This window comes from Streptomyces sp. NBC_00016 (assembly GCF_045040885.1).
Taxonomy (GTDB): domain Bacteria; phylum Actinomycetota; class Actinomycetes; order Streptomycetales; family Streptomycetaceae; genus Streptomyces; species Streptomyces coriariae.
In genome coordinates this window covers 2,681,183-2,699,668 of record NZ_CP108304.1, presented here as the reverse complement: position 1 = coordinate 2,699,668, position 18,486 = coordinate 2,681,183, and the positions used below count along the sequence as shown (strand labels likewise).

The 18,486-nt window shown below is 68.2% G+C and carries 14 protein-coding genes; 11 read left to right on the top strand and 3 right to left on the bottom strand.

From position 1 onward, the window contains the following. Window positions 1-281: 281 nt before the first annotated feature. The 10 genes from ngcE to OG933_RS11795 all read left to right on the top strand — a co-directional run bounded on the left by ngcE (window position 282) and on the right by OG933_RS11795 (window position 13,296). Window positions 282-1,745 (top strand): N-acetylglucosamine/diacetylchitobiose ABC transporter substrate-binding protein, encoded by a 1,464-nt coding sequence (gene ngcE, locus OG933_RS11840; RefSeq protein WP_385255905.1) that lies wholly within the window; start codon window positions 282-284, stop codon window positions 1,743-1,745. 45 nt (window positions 1,746-1,790) lie between these two features. Further along, on the top strand, window positions 1,791-2,717 hold the full coding sequence (locus tag OG933_RS11835) for a carbohydrate ABC transporter permease (RefSeq protein ID WP_054243397.1): 927 nt from the start codon (window positions 1,791-1,793) through the stop codon (window positions 2,715-2,717). A 2-nt stretch (window positions 2,718-2,719) separates the two neighbouring features. Continuing rightward, window positions 2,720-3,652: a carbohydrate ABC transporter permease gene (locus tag OG933_RS11830; protein ID WP_405626969.1), complete on the top strand. Its 933-nt coding sequence runs from the start codon at window positions 2,720-2,722 to the stop codon at window positions 3,650-3,652. 146 nt (window positions 3,653-3,798) lie between these two features. Then, a complete protein-coding gene (locus tag OG933_RS11825) occupies window positions 3,799-4,089 on the top strand; it encodes a hypothetical protein (RefSeq protein ID WP_405626966.1) in 291 nt (96 codons plus the stop codon). Between the two features lie 525 nt (window positions 4,090-4,614). Beyond that, the gene (locus OG933_RS11820) at window positions 4,615-5,814 is read left to right on the top strand and encodes an ROK family transcriptional regulator (RefSeq protein ID WP_020125212.1); all 1,200 of its coding nucleotides are present in this window, start codon (window positions 4,615-4,617) and stop codon (window positions 5,812-5,814) included. 134 nt (window positions 5,815-5,948) lie between these two features. Continuing rightward, window positions 5,949-7,037: a substrate-binding domain-containing protein gene (locus tag OG933_RS11815; RefSeq protein WP_362531170.1), complete on the top strand. Its 1,089-nt coding sequence runs from the start codon at window positions 5,949-5,951 to the stop codon at window positions 7,035-7,037. 295 nt (window positions 7,038-7,332) lie between these two features. Continuing rightward, entirely contained in the window at window positions 7,333-8,124 is a 792-nt protein-coding gene (locus OG933_RS11810; RefSeq protein ID WP_362531167.1) for an ATP-binding cassette domain-containing protein, read from the top strand. Continuing rightward, complete coding sequence (locus tag OG933_RS11805) at window positions 8,121-9,476, top strand: sugar ABC transporter permease (protein ID WP_405626964.1); 1,356 nt, start codon at window positions 8,121-8,123, stop codon at window positions 9,474-9,476. The genes OG933_RS11810 and OG933_RS11805 overlap by 4 nt, the downstream gene beginning before the upstream one ends. 193 nt (window positions 9,477-9,669) lie before the next feature. Beyond that, the gene (gene dxs, locus OG933_RS11800) at window positions 9,670-11,595 is read left to right on the top strand and encodes a 1-deoxy-D-xylulose-5-phosphate synthase (RefSeq protein ID WP_362274671.1); all 1,926 of its coding nucleotides are present in this window, start codon (window positions 9,670-9,672) and stop codon (window positions 11,593-11,595) included. Between the two features lie 177 nt (window positions 11,596-11,772). Continuing rightward, window positions 11,773-13,296, top strand: a complete 1,524-nt coding sequence (locus OG933_RS11795; RefSeq protein WP_362531165.1) for an amino acid permease — start codon at window positions 11,773-11,775, stop codon at window positions 13,294-13,296. Between the two features lie 56 nt (window positions 13,297-13,352). Here OG933_RS11795 and OG933_RS11790 read toward each other — a convergent pair whose 3' ends face one another. Next, window positions 13,353-13,724 (bottom strand): NTP pyrophosphohydrolase, encoded by a 372-nt coding sequence (locus OG933_RS11790; RefSeq protein ID WP_362531162.1) that lies wholly within the window; start codon window positions 13,722-13,724, stop codon window positions 13,353-13,355. A 79-nt stretch (window positions 13,725-13,803) separates the two neighbouring features. Here OG933_RS11790 and OG933_RS11785 point away from each other — a divergent pair, with 79 nt between their 5' ends. Further along, window positions 13,804-14,820: a hypothetical protein gene (locus OG933_RS11785; protein ID WP_405626962.1), complete on the top strand. Its 1,017-nt coding sequence runs from the start codon at window positions 13,804-13,806 to the stop codon at window positions 14,818-14,820. A 181-nt stretch (window positions 14,821-15,001) separates the two neighbouring features. Here OG933_RS11785 and OG933_RS11780 read toward each other — a convergent pair whose 3' ends face one another. Both OG933_RS11780 and OG933_RS11775 read right to left on the bottom strand, forming a co-directional pair. Next, a complete protein-coding gene (locus OG933_RS11780) occupies window positions 15,002-17,128 on the bottom strand; it encodes a 3-hydroxyacyl-CoA dehydrogenase NAD-binding domain-containing protein (protein WP_405626960.1) in 2,127 nt (708 codons plus the stop codon). Continuing rightward, the gene (locus OG933_RS11775; RefSeq protein ID WP_405626958.1) at window positions 17,125-18,351 is read right to left on the bottom strand and encodes a thiolase family protein; all 1,227 of its coding nucleotides are present in this window, start codon (window positions 18,349-18,351) and stop codon (window positions 17,125-17,127) included. The genes OG933_RS11780 and OG933_RS11775 overlap by 4 nt, the downstream gene beginning before the upstream one ends. Window positions 18,352-18,486 lie beyond the last annotated feature (135 nt).

Genomic DNA, 18,486 nt, shown 5'->3' with positions numbered 1-18,486 from the left:
GTTGATTGCGCCAGGCGAGGCTCATGTCATGCAATTTTCCGGCAAGGTGCCCACCGGCCGGTCATATTTCCGGGAGGTCTCAACTCGGAAAAGACCAACGGCCAACCTTGCATTCGATCTTGCTCCGCTGGCAAGAAGTGGACTATACCTGTCGGCGATTCACCGTCGAATCCGGCGATGCCGTCCGACCGCATGATCCGTACGACCCTGCTTGACCTGACCGCGGTGCCGGGAAGGATCCGGTGCACCGCCTGAGTCCTGGAGAAGGCGAGGACTTGAGCATGGGATCCCACACCGAGAACATCGGCTCCGACAAGAACGGCTCCGTAGGGGTCGGCCGCCGAGACCTGATCAAGAGATCCGCGGCGCTCGGCCTGATCTCCGTCCCCACGATGAGCTTTCTGTCCGCCTGCGCCAGCAGCGGCGGGGGCGACGAGGACAAGGCCAAGGCCGGCAAGAAGACCGCGAAGAATCCCCTCGCGGTCAACGAAACCGCCCAGATGGAATTCGTCCTGTTCGACGGCGGTTTCGGCAAGGAGTACGCCGAGGACGCGGTCAAGATCTACGAGAAGAGCTTCCCCGACGCGAAGGTGAAGTTCTCGGCCACCCAGAAGATCCAGTCGACCCTCCAGCCCCGCTTCAACCAGGGCACCCCGCCCGACCTCATCGACAACTCCGGCGCCGAGCAGATGGACATGGGCGTGCTGGTCGGCAAGAAACAGCTTGCCGACCTCACCCCGCTGCTGGACGCCGCGTCCTACGACGACCCGAACAAGAAGGTGCGCGACACCCTGCGCCCCGGCATCGTCGAGATGGGCCAGTTCGACGGCGACCCGGTCTGGATCATGTACTACGCCTACACCGTCTACGGCGTCTGGTACTCGCAGAAGGCCCTGGACTCGCTCGACGCCACGTACCCCGAGACCTGGGACCAGATGCTCGCGGTCTGCGAGAAGGCCAAGAAGAAGGGCATCGCGGGCTGGACGTACGCGGGCAAATACCCGTACTACCTCCCCTTCTCGCTGTACCCGATGATCGGGAAGGTGGGGGGTCGCGAGGTCCTCGACGCCATCGACAACCTGGAGCCGAACGCCTGGAAACACCCGGCGGTAAAGGCTTGCTTCGACGCCTACTACGAGCTGTTCGCGAAGGGGTACATCCTCAAGGGCACCCCGGGCCTGGACCACATCCAGTCGCAGACCGCGTGGGCCAAGGGCAAGGCCCTGTTCATCCCCAACGGCTCATGGGTGGAGAACGAGTCGGCGAACGTCATCCCCGCCGACTTCGACCTGGCCGTCTCCGCGCCCACCGGCATCGACTCCTCCGACAAGATGCCCTTCGGCACCATCTGGGCCTCGGGCGGCGAGCCGTTCGTCGTACCGGCCAAGGCGAAGAACACGGCGGGAGGCATGGAACAGCTGCGCATCATGCTCAGCGAGGCGTCCTCCAAGAACTTCACCTCGAAGGTCAAGTCGCTGACCGCGTACAACGGCGGCACCGACGGCATCACCCTCACCCCCGGCCTCAAGTCGGGCGTTGCGGCGCTGGACAAGGCCGGCGAGAACGTGGTGAATCCGCGACTTCAGGACTGGTATGTCCAGCTGCAGAAGGAGAAGATCGGGGTGTCCGGCCTCGGCGAGATGATGGCCGGCCGGCTCACTCCGGCCGAGGCGATCAAGAAGATCCAGGGCTACGCCGACGAGGCCGCGAAAGACACCTCGATCAAGCATTACAAGCACCAGTGACGGTGAGAATCACGGCGAAGCATCCATAAAAGCACCGGAGTGGCGATGCAGCACGGCAAGTACCGGTTCATCGTGGGGTTCCTGGCGCTCCCCCTGGGACTGTACGCGCTCTTCGTGGTGTGGCCGTTCATCCAGTCCATCTACTACTCGTTCACGGACTGGACCGGCCTGAGCCCCGAATTCAAGATGGTCGGCCTGGACAATTACCGGAGGATGCTGGACGACGAGATCTTCTGGAAGTCCTTGCAGCACAGCTTGATGTTCGCGGTCGTGCTGCCGCTGGTGACGATCAGCCTGGCGCTGTTCTTCGCCTTCATGATCAATGTCGGTGGACGGCGAAGGAAGGGCGGCCCGGTGATCTCCGGGGTCCGGGGCTCTTCCTTCTACAAGATCGTGTACTTCTTTCCGCAAGTGTTGTCGATCGCCATCGTGGCGCTGCTGTTCGCCTTCGCCTACAACCCGGACAGCGGCGCGATCAACTCCTTCTTCCGGGGGATCGGGCTGGACGGCCTCCAGCCGCTCTGGCTCGGCGACCCGGATCTCGCGCTGTGGTGCGTGATGGCGGTGCTGGTCTGGTCCACGGTCGGTTTCTTCGTGGTCCTGTTCTCGGCGGGCATGGCCTCCATCCCGGCGGACCTGTACGAGGCCGCGCTGCTCGACGGCGCGGGCCGGGCCGCGACGTTCTTCCGCATCACCCTGCCCCTGCTCTGGGACACCGTGCAGTCGGGCTGGGTCTACATGGGGATCCTCGCGCTCGGCGCCGAGTCGTTCGCGGTCGTGCAGATCATGACGACCGGGCCCGGCGGCCCCGACTACTCGACCACCGTCATGGTCCTGTACGTGTACCAGAAGGCCTTCCGTGACGGTCAGGCCGCCTACGCCACCACCATCGGCGTCGCCCTGCTCATCGTGACGCTGGCGTTCGCCGCGGTCGTGATGCGGCTGGGTCGGCGCGAGCGGCTGGAGTACTGACGATGAAGACGACCGAAACCCCCGCGCCTCCGCCGGCCGAGTCCGGCTCGGCTGTTCCCGTCACGAAGGTCGACCTGGCCACCAAGAAACCGTCTACGAAGAAGAAAACAGAAGGAAACTTCCTCAACGCCTTCTCACACGGCATCCTGGTCATTTGGGCGATCATGGTCGTGCTGCCGTTGCTGTGGGCGGTGATGACGTCCTTCAAGGACGACAGCTCCATCTTCGGTTCACCCTGGTCGCTGCCGGACAAGCTGCACTTCGACAACTGGTCACGGGCCTGGACCGAGGCCAACATGAGCGACTACTTCCTCAACACCATCCTGGTGGTGGGCGGTTCACTCATCGGCACGCTGGTCCTCGGCTCCATGGCGGCCTACGTCCTCGCGCGTTTCGACTTCCCGGGCAACCGTTTCATCTACTACCTCTTCATTGGCGGCATGAGCTTCCCGATCATGCTGGCGCTGGTCCCGCTGTTCTACGTCGTGAACAACATGGGCCTGCTCAACTCCATCCACGGCCTGATCCTCGTCTACATCGCCTACTCGCTGCCGTTCACGGTGTTCTTCCTGACGGCCTTCTTCCGTACGCTGCCGACCTCGGTGGCGGAGGCGGCCTTCGTGGACGGCGCCTCGCACAGTCGTACGTTCTTCCAGATCATGGTGCCGATGGCGAAGCCGGGCCTGATCAGCGTCGGTATCTTCAACTTCCTGGGCCAGTGGAACCAGTACATGCTGCCCACGGTCCTCAACACCGATCCGGACAAACGCGTCCTCACCCAGGGCCTGGTCCAACTGGCCGTCAGCCAGGGTTACAAGGGTGACTGGTCGGGGCTCTTCGCGGGCCTCGTGATGGCGATGCTGCCGGTACTCGCCGCGTACATCGTCTTCCAGCGACAGGTGGTGCAGGGGCTGACCGCGGGGGCGCTCAAGTAGGAGCGCTGAAGCAGGAGCCCCTCCGGGGAACGGCCGGCGCCCGCGTCGAGACACCTTTCAGGTCTGCGCGGGCGCCCGCTTCCCGGAACCGCCCGCGCAGACCTGGCGGGACCTGGCCGCTACGGTTCGCCCGCTACGGTTTGCTGTTGCTGTTGCTGTTGCTGTTGCTGTTGCTGTTGCTGTTGCTGTTGCTGTTGCTGTTGCTGTTGCTGTTGCTGTTCCTGTTGCTGTTCCTGTTCCTGTTCCTGTTCCTGTTCCTGTTCCTGTTCCTGTTGCTGCGGCCGACGCCTGCCGTTGGCGTCATGCGTGGCCTCACCAGGCCCGGCCTTCGTTGCCGCTCATGCCCTTCGCCTGCCTTCCAACGCGGGCCTTCCGTCACCGGTCCCCGCCCCCTCGCGGCCGGTCGCGCCTCCGTCGGCCTACCTCGCCGTTCGTGACGTCGTCGGTCTCCCGCCGCGGTTTCGACGCAAGCCCGCGCCGCCCGCACTCTTCGCACTCTTCGCCGGACCTCGGCTCCCGCTCCAACTCCGGGTTCCGGCCCGGCGCACGAGTTCTCCTCTCGCTCGTGGCTGGGGGCTGCGCCATGGGGGCCGGCGGCAAAAGATGAGACAAAACCGGCTTCGCCTTCATTACCTGGCCCTCTGGCGCCCACCGTCACACCCACCGTCCCGCACCTTCCCCCGGCGCTCACCGGGAGCCCACGCAGCGCTCATCCCACCCCGCTCCCCGTCACCACCTGTTCCCAGGCCACCCCCGCCCCGGTCGAGCCCCTGGTCGCAACGCCCCGCAGCCGCTCCCGTACGCCCCGCAACCCCGGCTCCGCCACCCTCCGTGTCTCTTCGCACGCATGCGGATACTGTTCAACCTCTTGACGGGAGGCGACCCGAACGGCTCAGCTTAGAGTTCACTAGTTGGACATAGACGGGGCCTCATCGAAGCGGTCCCGCGCGCAGGAGGTCGTCGTGGAGACTCCGGGGTCGCAGTCGTCGCTGCACCGAGCCAACCTGGAGCGAGTCGTACGCGCCGTGCGTCTGGCCGGGTCCCTGACACAAGCGGAGATCGCCCGGAGCACGGGCCTGTCCGCCGCGACCGTCTCCAACATCGTGCGCGAGCTCAAGGACGGCGGAACCGTCGAGGTGACGCCCACCTCGGCCGGCGGACGCAGGGCGCGCAGCGTCAGTCTGAGCGGCGATGCGGGCATCGTCATCGGGGTGGATTTCGGACATACCCACCTACGTGTCGCGGTGGGCAATCTGGCCCATCAGGTCCTGGCCGAGGAGTCCGAGCCACTGGATGTGGACGCCTCCTCGACGCAGGGCTTCGACCGGGCGGAACAGCTGGTCACCCGGCTGATCGAGGCCACCGGGGTGGACCGTACGAAGGTCGCGGGAGTCGGCCTCGGCGTGCCCGGGCCGATCGATCTGGAGTCCGGATCGCTCGGTTCGTCCGCCATCCTGCCGGGCTGGATCGGCACCAGACCCGCTGAGGAGATGAAGGACCGGCTCGGCGTACCCGTGCACGTGGACAACGACGCCAACCTGGGCGCCCTCGGCGAGATGGTCTGGGGCAGCGGCCGAGGCGTTCGTGATCTTGCTTACATCAAGGTCGCGAGCGGTGTCGGCGCCGGTCTGGTGATCGAGGGAAAGATCTACCGGGGTCCCGGCGGCACCGCCGGAGAAATCGGACATATTACACTTGACGAGTCCGGCCCCGTCTGCCGCTGCGGAAATCGCGGCTGCCTGGAGACTTTCGCGGCGGCGCGCTACGTGCTCCCGCTCCTCCAGTCCAGCCATGGCACGGATCTGACGATGGAAGGCGTCGTGCGGTTGGCGAGGGACGGCGATCCGGGCTGCCGTCGGGTGATCGCCGACGTCGGCCGACACATCGGCAGTGGAGTCGCCAATCTCTGCAACCTGCTGAACCCGAGCCGGGTGGTGCTGGGCGGTGATCTCGCCGAAGCCGGTGAGCTGGTGCTCGGGCCGATCAGGGAGTCTGTCGGCCGCTATGCGATCCCGAGTGCGGCGCGTCAACTTTCCGTTCTTCCAGGGGCACTTGGGGGCCGCGCGGAGGTGCTCGGAGCGCTCGCTCTCGCGCTGAGCGAGATGGGTGATTCGACCCTTTTGGACGGCACGCTGACCGCGGCGACACCTGTCTTCACTTAGAGAACGAATGAGGCCGTTGCCATCTCGTTAAGTATTTACTTCTTGACGTCGAACTTGCGGCCGAGTTGACTTCGAGCCACCTCGGCCGCAGCGTTGCGGCCCTGTCAGGGAGGCACACCCCAATGAACGCAACGATGCGTAGAGTCGTGATCGGCGCCACCGCCGTGTCCATGGCGCTGTCGATTGCCGCGTGCGGCAAGGCGGGCGACGACAAGGACAGCGACTCCGGCAGCAGCAGCTCGGGCAACAAGTCCATCGGCCTGCTGCTCCCCGACAGCGTCACCGCGCGGTACGAGAAGTTCGACAAGCCGTACTTCGACGCCAAGGTCAAGGCGCTCTGCTCCGACTGCAAGCTCGAGTACGCGAACGCCGCGGCCGACTCGGCCAAGCAGGCCCAGCAGGTCAGCAGCATGGTGACCAAGGGTGTCAAGGTCATCGTGATCTCGGCCCAGGACTCCGCCGCGATCAAGTCCTCGATCCAGTCCGCGGTGGACAAGGGCGTCAAGGTCGTCGCGTACGACCGTCTCGCCCAGGGCCCGGTCTCGGCCTACGTCTCCTTCGACAACGTCAAGGTCGGCGAGCTCCAGGGTCAGGCCCTGCTCGACTCCCTCGGCGCCAAGGCGACCACCAAGTCGAAGATCGTCATGATCAACGGTGACGACGCCGACCCGAACGCCGGCCAGTTCAAGGAAGGCGCCCACAAGGCCCTCGACGGCAAGGTCGACATCGCCTACGAGCAGTCCGGCCTCTGGAAGGACACGGTCGCCGCGCAGAAGATGTCCGCGGCCATCACCCAGCTCGGTGCCAAGAACATCGCGGGCGTCTACTCGGCCAACGACGGCATGGCCGGTGGCATCGCCAACACCCTCAAGGGCGCGAAGATCAGCGGCATCCCGCTGACCGGTCAGGACGCCGAGCTCGCGGGTATCCAGCGCATCGTCGCCGGCACCCAGTCCTCCACCGTCTACAAGGCCTTCAAGCCCGAGGCCGAGGCCGCCGCCCAGCTCGCGGTCGACCTGCTGGAGGGCAAGGACATCAAGGCTCTCGCCACCGAGACGCTGACCAGCGGCTCCGGCGACAAGGTCCCCTCGCAGCTGCTGACCCCGGTGTCGGTCACCAAGGCCAACATCAAGGACACGGTGATCAAGGACGGTCTGTACACCGTCGCGGACATCTGCACCGCCGAGTACGCCGCCGCCTGCAAGGCCGCCGGTCTCCAGTAGTCCGCCGGTCCTTCCGTAGGCACCCGGTCCCGAGGGTCCTCTCGAGTCGCATCTCGAGCCGGCCCTCGGGTCCTACCGACCGCTCAGCGGTCGCGTGAGACCTGTCCGACGCCCGCCCCACCTCACACCCCGCTGCCGGGGCGGGCGTCGGACGGAACCGTTGCCAAGCGCAGCGGATTCACGCATGTTCATCTTGTAAACCTCGTGCGTCGGCATCGCGTACCCCGCCTGCCGCGCACATCCCTCCGCGCCTGTCTATGAGCGCGGCATCCCCGCCGGTCAGGCGGCGAAGGAGATGGTTCACGTGTCCGCTACGCCCGTGCTGGCGTTGCGCGGAGTCTCCAAGCGATTCGGTGCGGTGCAGGCACTCACCGACGTCGAGCTGGAGGTCCACGCCGGAGAAGTGGTCGCCCTGGTGGGCGACAACGGCGCAGGAAAGTCCACCCTGGTCAAGACGATCGCGGGTGTCCACCCCATCGATGAGGGCGTCATCGAATGGGAGGGAAAGACGGTCAGCATCAACCGGCCGCACGACGCCCAGGGACTCGGCGTCGCGACCGTCTATCAGGACCTCGCCCTGTGCGACAACCTCGACGTGGTCGGCAACCTCTACCTCGGACGTGAGCTGCTGCACCGAGGCGTCATCGACGAGGTGACGATGGAGAAGAACGCGCGGGAGCTGCTGTCCACGCTCTCCATCCGCATCCCGAGCGTGCGCATCCCGATCGCCAGCCTCTCCGGCGGTCAGCGCCAGGTCGTCGCCATCGCGCGCGCCCTGATCGGTGACCCGAAGGTCGTCATCCTCGACGAGCCCACCGCCGCCCTCGGTGTCGAGCAGACCGCGCAGGTCCTCGACCTGGTCGAGCGGCTGCGCGAGCGCAACCTCGGCGTCATCCTCATCAGCCACAACATGGCCGACGTCAAGGCGGTCGCGGACACCGTGGCCGTCCTGCGTCTGGGCAAGAACAACGGCTCCTTCCCCGTGAAGGACACCAGCCACGAAGAGATCATCGCCGCGATCACCGGGGCCACGGACAACGCCGTGACCCGTCGTGCGGGGCGTCGCACCGCGGAGGCGGCAAAGTGAGCGACACGTCCAAGACCGTGAAGAGCGACTCCTCGGAGCCCGGGAAGGTCGAGAAGACCGGCGGCGTCATCGAGGACCAGACCACCGTCGCGCCCGCCGACGACCCGACCGCCGCGCCGGTCACCGTCGTCGACCCGCGCCTGCTGGTGCGTGAAGAGGGCTTCAAGGGCTACATCACCGAGTTCAAGCGCAAGGTGAAGGGCGGCGAGCTGGGCCAGATCCCCGTCGTCCTCGGTCTGATCGTCATCTGGACCATCTTCCAGGCGAAGAACGACCTCTTCCTGAGCGCCGACAACCTCTCGAACATCAGCTACTTCATGTCGGCCACCGGCATGCTGGCCATCGGCCTGGTGTTCGTCCTGCTGCTCGGCGAGATCGACCTGTCGGTCGGTTCCGTCAGCGGCCTGGCGTCCACCCTGTTCGCCGTGTTCGTGGTGGACCACACCATGAACCCGTGGCTGTCGCTGGTCCTGACGATCCTCACCGGTGTCGGCATCGGCGCGCTGCACGGCTGGTTCTTCGCGAAGATCGGCGTACCGGCCTTCGTGGTCACCCTGGCCGGCTTCCTCGGCTGGAACGGTCTGATGCTGTGGCTGCTGGGCTCCAGCGGCACGATCAACATCCCGTCGGACTCCGGCCCGGTGCACCTGCTCGGCCAGAACTCCTTCTTCATGGACCAGGCCATCATCGGCGCCTACCTGCTGGCCGGTCTCGCGGTCGTGCTGACCGCCATCGGCAACTTCGGTGAGCAGCGTCGCCGCCGGGCCGCCGGTGTGCCGTTCCGGCCGACCACGGAGATCCTGCTGCGCGTCGGTGCGCTGGCCGTCGCGTCCTTCCTGGCGGCGAGCGTGCTGAACAACGCCTCCGGTGTCTCCAACGCGCTGGTGATCTTCCTGGCGGCGCTGGTGATCGTCGACTTCGTGCTCCGTCGCACCACGTACGGCCGTAAGGTCTTCGCGGTCGGTGGCGGCATCGAGGCGGCCCGTCGTGCCGGTATCAACGTGCCGATGGTCCGCATCACCGTGTTCGCCATCTCCGGTGGCTTCGCGGCGGTCGGCGGCATGTTCTTCGCGGGCCAGACGGCGTCCGCGACGCTGAACGCCGGTGGCGGCAACACCCTGATGCTCGCCATCGCGGCGGCCGTCATCGGTGGTACGAGCCTCTTCGGCGGCCGCGGCACGGTGTGGTCGGCCCTCCTGGGCATGCTGGTCATCCAGTCCATCCAGACCGGCCTCGACCTGCTGAACATGAACACCTCGATCCAGTACATGATCACCGGTGGTGTTCTGCTGGGCGCGGTCGTCATCGACTCCATCTCCCGCAAGAGCCAGAAGGCCGCCGGTCGCGGCTGACGCTCCAGGTGACCTGCTGTGCCCGGCATCCGTATCGATGCCGGGCACAGTCGTGTCATAGGAAAGGCTCATTCTGGGTACGGCCGTTCGCGTGACCTATGACGCATGGGCCGGAGTCGATCAGCCCGGGCGGAACATTAGACTCGACAAGCCCGGCAACAGCTCGATCAGCTTTTACTGCAAGGAGGCACGGGTGCCGCTGCTGACCCGCATCAGGGGACCGCGCGATCTGGACCGGCTCAGCCTGGAGGAGCTGGACCAGCTGGCAGGGGAGATCCGGACCTTCCTCGTCGACGCCGTGTCCAAGACCGGTGGCCACCTCGGCCCCAACCTCGGCGTGGTCGAGCTCACCATCGCCCTGCACCGGGTCTTCGAGTCCCCGAAGGACAAGGTGCTCTGGGACACGGGCCACCAGTCCTATGTGCACAAGCTGCTCACGGGCCGGCAGGACTTCTCCCGGCTGAAGATGAAGGGCGGCCTGTCCGGCTACCCCTCGCAGGCCGAGTCCGAGCACGACGTCATCGAGAACAGCCACGCCTCCACGGTGCTCGGCTGGGCCGACGGCCTTGCGAAGGCCAACCAGATCCTCGACCGCGACGACCACGTGGTCGCCGTCATCGGTGACGGCGCCCTCACCGGCGGCATGGCCTGGGAGGCGCTGAACAACATCGCCGACGGGGACCGCCCGCTGGTCATCGTCGTCAACGACAACGAGCGCTCGTACGCGCCGACCATCGGCGGCCTGGCCAACCATCTCGCCACCCTGCGCACGACGGACGGCTACGAGCGCTTCCTCGCCCGCACCAAGGAGGTGCTGGAGCGCACCCCCGTCGTCGGCAGACCCCTCTACGAGACGCTGCACGGCGCCAAGAAGGGCCTGAAGGACTTCATCGCCCCCCAGGGCATGTTCGAGGACCTCGGCCTGAAGTACGTCGGCCCGATCGACGGCCACGACATCGAGGCCCTGGAGTCCGCGCTGGCCCGCGCCAAGCGCTTCGGCGGCCCGGTCATCGTGCACTGCCTCACCGAGAAGGGCCGCGGCTACCAGCCCGCCCTCCAGGACGAGGCCGACCGCTTCCACGGCATCGGCCCCATCCACCCCGACACCGGTCTGCCGGTCAAGGCCTCGGGCGCCGACTGGACCTCGGTCTTCGGCGACGAGATGGTCGAGCTCGGCAAGGAGCGCGAGGACATCGTCGCGATCACGGCGGCGATGCTTCAGCCGGTCGGACTGAAGAAGTTCGCGGACACCTTCCCGAACCGCATCTACGACGTCGGTATCGCCGAGCAGCACGCCGCCGTCTCCGCCGCGGGCCTGGCGGCGGGCGGGGTGCATCCGGTGTTCGCGGTGTACGCCACATTCCTCAATCGTGCCTTCGACCAGGTCCTGATGGATGTCGCCCTCCACAAGTGCGGTGTGACTTTCGTACTGGACCGGGCCGGGGTCACCGGCACCGACGGCGCCTCCCACAACGGCATGTGGGACATGTCGATCCTCCAGGTCGTCCCGGGCCTGCGACTCGCGGCCCCGCGCGACGCCGACCAGGTCCGCGCCCAGCTGCGCGAGGCCGTCGAGGTGGAGGACGCGCCGACCGTCGTCCGCTTCTCCAAGGGCGCCGTGGGCCCCGCCGTACCCGCCGTGGGACGCGTCGGCGGCATGGACGTGCTGCGCGAGAGCGGCACCGACACCCCGGACGTGCTGCTGGTCTCCGTCGGCGCCCTCGCGCCGATGTGCCTGGAGATCGCGACCCTCCTCGACCGGCAGGGCATCACCACCACGGTCGTCGACCCCCGCTGGGTCAAGCCCGTCGACGAGGCCATGGCCCCGCTCGCCGAGCGGCACCGCGTGGTCGTGACCGTGGAGGACAACTCCCGCGTCGGAGGCGTCGGCTCGGCGATCGCGCAGGCCCTGCGCGACGCGGGCGTCGACGTCCCGCTGCGCGACTTCGGCATCCCGCCCCGCTTCCTCGACCACGCCTCCCGTGCCGAGGTCATGGCCGAGATCGGGCTCACCGCCCCCGACATCGCCCGTCAGGTCACCGGCCTGGTCTCCAGGCTCGACGGAAAGTACGGCAGCACGGCCGCCGAGGTCGACTCCGTGGAGTCCGCGCGCGACTGACGCCGACGCCGACGCGACCGACGTCGTCCCGGCCAGGCCGACACACCCGGATGGGCCGGTTTCACCACTGTGAAGAGTGGTGAAACCGGTCCATTCGCGTTAACCCGCCCGCGTCGGGGCATACGGTCTACGCCCCCTCTCGATCATGTCGAGGACGACACAGCGTGGGAGGTCCCCGTGAGCAGCACCCTCTTCCGGACGAAGAAGGTCGAGCAGTCCATCCTCGATACCGAGGAACCCGAGCACGCGCTCAAGAAATCCTTGTCCGCGCTGGATCTCACCGTCTTCGGCGTCGGCGTCATCATCGGCACCGGCATCTTCGTCCTGACCGGCACGGTGGCCAAGAACAACGCCGGTCCCGCCGTCGCCCTGGCCTTCGTCGCGGCCGGGGTGGCCTGCGCGCTCGCCGCGCTCTGCTACGCCGAGTTCGCCTCGACCGTGCCGGTGGCCGGCTCGGCGTACACCTTCTCGTACGCGTCCCTCGGGGAGCTTCCCGCCTGGATCATCGGCTGGGACCTGGTCCTGGAGTTCGCGCTCGGCACGGCGGTGGTGGCCGTCGGCTGGTCGGGGTACATCGCCTCGCTGCTCGACAACGCGGGCTGGCACCTGCCGGCGGCGCTCAGCGGCAGAGAGGGAACCGACGGCTTCGGCTTCGACATCCTCGCCGCCGCCCTCGTCCTGGTGCTGACCGCCATTCTCGTGGTCGGCACGAAGCTCTCCGCGCGGGTCACCTCGGTCGTGGTCGCCATCAAGGTGACCGTCGTCCTGACCGTGATCGTCGCGGGGGCCTTCCTCATCGACGGCAAGAACTACGACCCGTTCGTCCCGAAGGCGCAGCCCGTGCCGGCCGGCGACAGTCTGCAGTCCCCGCTCATCCAGCTGATGTTCGGCTGGGCGCCGTCCAACTTCGGCGTGATGGGCATCTTCACCGCCGCCTCCGTGGTCTTCTTCGCGTTCATCGGCTTCGACGTCGTGGCCACGGCCGCCGAGGAGACCAAGAACCCGCAGCGTGACATGCCCCGCGGCATCATCGGCTCCCTCATCATCTGCACCGTCCTGTATGTCGCCGTCTCGATCGTCGTCACCGGGATGCAGCACTACAGCGAACTGTCGGTCAGCGCCCCGCTCGCCGACGCCTTCAAGGCCACCGGGCACCCCTGGTTCGCCGGCTTCATCAGCTTCGGCGCCGCCGTCGGCCTGACGACCGTCTGCATGATCCTGCTCCTCGGCCAGACCCGGGTCTTCTTCGCGATGAGCCGCGACGGCCTGCTGCCGCGCTTCTTCTCCCACGTCCACCCGCGGTTCAAGACCCCGCACCGGCCGACCATCCTGCTCGGCGTCCTCATCGCGATCCTGGCCGGCTTCACCAGCCTCAGCGAGCTCGCCGAGCTGGTGAACATCGGCACCCTCTTCGCCTTCGTGGTCGTCGCCATCGGTGTGATCATCCTGCGCAGGTCCCGCCCCGACCTGCCCCGGTCCTTCCGGACCCCGTGGGTGCCGTTCCTCCCGATCGTGTCGGTGTGCGCCTCGCTGTGGCTGATGCTCAACCTGCCCGCCGAGACCTGGCTGCGGTTCGGCATCTGGATGGTCGTCGGGTTCGTCGTGTACTTCCTCTACGGCCGCTCGCACAGCCTCCTCGGACGGCGCCAGGCGGCATCCGCGGACGAGGCCCACGAGCCGGGCCGCGGCGACACGGCGTAACGGCCGGGCAGCCGGCCCCGCGTGACCGCACGGGGCCGGCTCCGGTGCCGCCCGCCTCAGTCCCGTACCGAGCGCGGGCCGGTCACGTCCGCGCCCAGCTCCGTCACCCGGCGGCGCAGCTCGCGGTCGGCCGTGACGACCAGGCGGGAGCGTCCCACCGACCCGGCCACCAGCTCGACGATACGGTCGTCCCCGCTGCCGGGCGCCGCCTCCACCCGTACGCCGGGCACCGGCTCCACCCCGCGGGCCGCGCCCTCCACGACGAGGACGATCTCCTGGGCCCCCCGGTGCCCCGGCAGCCCGGCGGCGGCCAGCCGGTCCCGCAGCCGCTCCGCGGCCCCGCGCCGGTCCCGCCACCACCCGTCGGGCACCGACCCGACGACGTTCGCGGCGTCGACGATCACGAGCAGCGCGGCGTTGTCGTCCATGGGCCCAGAGTCGCACGGACGGCTCCCTGGGTGTGACCCTCGCGCAGGCGCCGTGAAGGGTCCGACATAAAGTGTTCGGGTGAACGGCGACTGGCTCATACGCGGCCGCGACGGGCGGCTCGGTGTCTATCTGATGTCGGACGACGCCGTCCTGTGCCGGGCGGAAAGTACCCCGGGCGGGCCCTGGGAGGCCCCACGCAGGGTGGGCGGCGATCAGAAGGTGTATCCGGCCTCGGCCGTCGGCCAGGGCGCCGACGGTTACGCCCACCTGGCGTCCTGGCGGCCCACGGTGAAGGGGGAGGCGGGGCTGGTGCACTCCGCGCACTTCCGGCCGCACCTCGCCGCCCTGGACTGGACACCCATCGGCCATCCCAACAAGAAGGGCGACCGCACCGGCACGCCCGCCGTCGCGGTGGACGCCCAGGGACGCGCGCACGTCTTCGCCCGCAACATCGGCACGGGACTGTGCATGGTCGCCCAGAAGGAGAAGGGCGGCTGGGACCCGTGGCGCGACCTGAAGGGGCAGGGCGTCGAGGGGCCGCCGGTCGCGGTCACGGGGGAGTCCGGCTGCGTCCAGGCCTACGCGGCCGTCTCCGGTGGGATCCTGCACTGGAGCCAGGAGGCGCCGGGCACCCAGCCGGTGCTCCAGGAGCCCCTCAAGACACCGGTCAGGCCCCGCACCCTCCGGGCGCTGGCCACCTCCCCGGAGCACACCACCCTCTTCTACACCGACGACTCCGGTGACGTGTGCGCGTGGCGTCCCGGCACCGATCCCGTCCCCGTGCTCGCCGCCGCCGGACCCGGTCCGGTCGCCGCGATCCGCACCGAACTCGACGGTCACGACTGCACGTTGCTCGCCCAGCGCTCCGCCAGCGGCCGGGTCGCCTTCGCGGCGTATCCGACCGAACGGGAGTCGGCCGGCGCCTGGTGGGCCGAGTCGGGCCCCCAACTGCCCGCCGACGCCGTGGTGGCGCTCGCCAAGGACCACGAGGACCGGGTGGTCGCGGCGGCTCTGTCCCCGTCGACCGGCCTGCTCCAGCTCACCCGCCGCAAGGACGAGCCCGGCCTGGCCCTGATGGCCTGGCGGACGGTCTGACGCCGAACAGACGAACAGTCGAACGACCCGCCAGGAAAGGCGACCGCCGCGCCGAACGGAAGGCGCGGCGGGGCCGGACAGGGCGACGGAAACGCAGGAACGCAGCAAAAGAGGGCCTCCGCCGGTGGCGGAGGCCCTCTTCATGTCCGCAGGTGCAGGACGGCTACAGCGGTTACGACGGTTACGCCGGAACCGAGGCCACGCCCGGCGCCAGGAACTTCTTGCCGTTCACGCGCTCGGAGACACCCTCGCGGTCCAGGTACGGCGTGATGCCGCCCAGGTGGAAGGGCCAGCCCGCGCCCGTGATCAGGCAGAGGTCGATGTCCTGCGCCTCGGCGACGACACCCTCGTCGAGCATGAGCCCGATCTCCTGCGCCACCGCGTCCAGGACGCGCGCCCGCACCTGCTCCTCGGTCAGGACGGTGTCGCCCTGCTGCAGAAGCGCGGAGACCTCGGGGTCCAGCTCGGGCTTGCCGCTGTCGTAGACGTAGAAACCGCGCTTGCCCGCCTTGACGACGGCCGCGAGGTTCGCGGAGACCGTGAAACGGTCCGGGAACGCCCGGTTGAGCGTTTCCGAGACGTGCAGACCGATCGCCGGACCGACCAGCTCGAGGAGCACCAGCGGGGACATCGGCAGGCCGAGCGGTTCCACCGCCTTTTCCGCCACCTCGACCGGGGTGCCCTCGTCGATGACGTTCTGCACCTCGCCCATGAAACGGGTGAGAATGCGGTTCACGACGAACGCCGGGGCGTCCTTCACCAGAACGGCCGTCTTCTTCAGCTTCTTGGCGACGGCGAAGGCCGTGGCCAGCGAGGCGTCGTCGGTCTGCTCGCCCCGGACGATCTCCAGGAGCGGCAGGATCGCGACCGGGTTGAAGAAGTGGAAGCCCACGACCCGCTCGGGGTTCTTCAGCTTCGACGCCATCTCGGAGACCGACAGCGAGGAGGTGTTCGTGGCGAGGATCGCGTGCGCCGGGGCGACCGCCTCGACCTCCGCGAACACCTGCTGCTTGACGCCGATCTCCTCGAACACGGCCTCGATGATGAAGTCCGCGTCGGCGAAGCCCTCGGCCTTGTCCAGGACACCGGTCACCAGGGCCTTGAGGCGGTTGGCCTTGTCCTGGTTGATGCGGCCCTTGCCGAGCAGCTTCTCGATCTCGGCGTGGACGTAGCCCACACCCTTGTCGACGCGCTCCTGGTCGATGTCGGTCAGCACGACCGGCACCTCGAGGCGGCGCAGGAACAGCAGCGCGAGCTGCGAGGCCATCAGGCCCGCGCCCACCACGCCGACCTTGGTGACCGGACGCGCCAGGGACTTGTCCGGGGCGCCGGCCGGGCGCTTGCCACGCTTCTGCACCAGGTTGAACGCGTAGATACCGGCGCGCAGTTCGCCACCCATGATCAGGTCGGCGAGCGCGACGTCCTCGGCGTCGTAGCCCTGCTGAAGGTCGCCGTTCTTGGCGGCGGCGATGATGTCGAGGGCGCGGTAGGCGGCCGGGGCCGCGCCGTGCACCTTGCTGTCCGCGACGAACCGGCCGCGCGCGACGGCCTGGTCCCAGGCCTCACCGCGGTCGATCACCGGGCGGTCGACGACGATCTCGCCCTTGAGGACGGACGCCGTCCAGAGCAGCGACTGCTCCAGGAAGTCCGCACCCTCGAACAGGGCGTCGGCGATGCCCAGCTCGTAGACCTGCACACCCTTGAGCTGCTTGTTCTGGTTGAGCGAGTTCTCGATGATCACCGAGACGGCCTTGTCGGCGCCGATCAGGTTCGGCAGCAGCGTGCAGCCGCCCCAGCCGGGGACCAGACCGAGGAAGACCTCGGGCAGCGAGAAGGCCGGCAGCGCCGCGGACACCGTGCGGTACTTGCAGTGCAGGCCGACCTCGACGCCGCCGCCCATCGCCGCGCCGTTGTAGTACGCGAAGGTCGGGACCGCGAGGCCCGACAGGCGCTTGAAGACCTCGTGGCCGCCCTTGCCGATGGCGAGCGCGTCCTTGTGCTCCTTGAGGAGCTCGACGCCCTTGAGGTCCGCGCCGACGGCGAAGATGAACGGCTTGCCGGTGACGCCGATACCGACGATCTCGCCGGCCGCCGCCTCCTTCTCGACCTGGTCGATCGCGGAGTCGAGGTTCGCGAGGGACTGCGGGCCGAAGGTGGTCGGCTTGGTGTGGTCGAAACCGTTGTCCAGCGTGATCAGGGCGAAGCGCCCGGCGCCGAACGGCAGGTCCAGGTGACGGACGTGCGCCTGGGTGACGACCTCGTCCGGGAACAGCTCGGCCGCGCCCTTCAGGAGTTCGGTGGTGCTCACTTGTCGCCTCCGGCGGACTCGAAGTGCGGGTTCTCCCAGATGACGGTGGCGCCCATGCCGAAGCCGACGCACATGGTGGTCAGGCCGTAGCGGACCTGCGGCTGCTCCTCGAACTGGCGGGCCAGCTGCGTCATCAGACGGACGCCGGAGGAGGCCAGCGGGTGACCGAAGGCGATCGCGCCGCCGTACTGGTTGACGCGCTCGTCGTCGTCCGCGATGCCGTAGTGGTCGAGGAAGGCCAGCACCTGGACGGCGAAGGCCTCGTTGATCTCGAACAGACCGATGTCGGAGATGGACAGGCCGGCCTGCGCCAGCGCCTTCTCCGTGGCCGGGATCGGGCCGTAGCCCATGACCTCCGGCTCGACACCCGCGAAGGAGTACGAGACGAGGCGCATCTTGACCGGCAGGCCGTGCTCGCGGGCGAAGTCCTCGGACGCGATGAGGGAAGCGGTCGCGCCGTCGTTCAGACCGGCCGCGTTACCGGCCGTGACCCGGCCGTGGACACGGAACGGGGTCTTGAGGCCGGAAAGGTTTTCCAGCGTCGTTCCCGGGCGCATCGGCTCGTCGGCGGTGACCAGGCCCCAGCCCGTCTCACCGGCGTCCGGGTTGGTGCGGCGGACCGAGACCGGCACCAGGTCGGCCTGGATCTTGCCGTTCGCGTAGGCCTTGGCGGCCTTCTCCTGCGAGCGCACGGCGTACTCGTCGGCGCGCTGCTTGGTGATCTGCGGGTAGCGGTCGTGCAGGTTCTCGGCGGTCATGCCCATGAACAGGGCGGACTCGTCGACCAGCTTCTCGCTGACGAACCGCGGGTTGGGGTCCACGCCCTCGCCCATCGGGTGGCGGCCCATGTGCTCGACACCGCCGGCGATGGCGATGTCGTAGGCGCCGAAGGCGACGGAGCCGGCGACCGCGGTGACGGCCGTCAGAGCGCCCGCGCACATGCGGTCGATGGAGTAGCCGGGTACGGAGGTCGGCAGACCGGCCAGGATGCCGGCGGTGCGGCCGAGGGTCAGGCCCTGGTCGCCGATCTGCGTGGTCGCGGCGATGGCGACCTCGTCGATCTTCTTCGGGTCGAGACCGGGGTTGCGGCGCAGCAGCTCCCGGATCGCCTTCACGACGAGGTCGTCGGCCCGGGTCTCGTGGTAGATGCCCTTCGGGCCCGCCTTGCCGAACGGGGTACGGACGCCGTCGACGAAGACGACGTCCCTGACGGTACGAGGCACGATGGCTCTCCTCCAGGTGCGGGATGGCACTGCTGCGACACGCAAGCGCTGAGCGCGCGCTCAGGACCCATGCTACTTGTGGGTAACGTAGCTGCCCAGTCCCGGAGGGCCAAGCGGCGAACGTCACACCCCGGA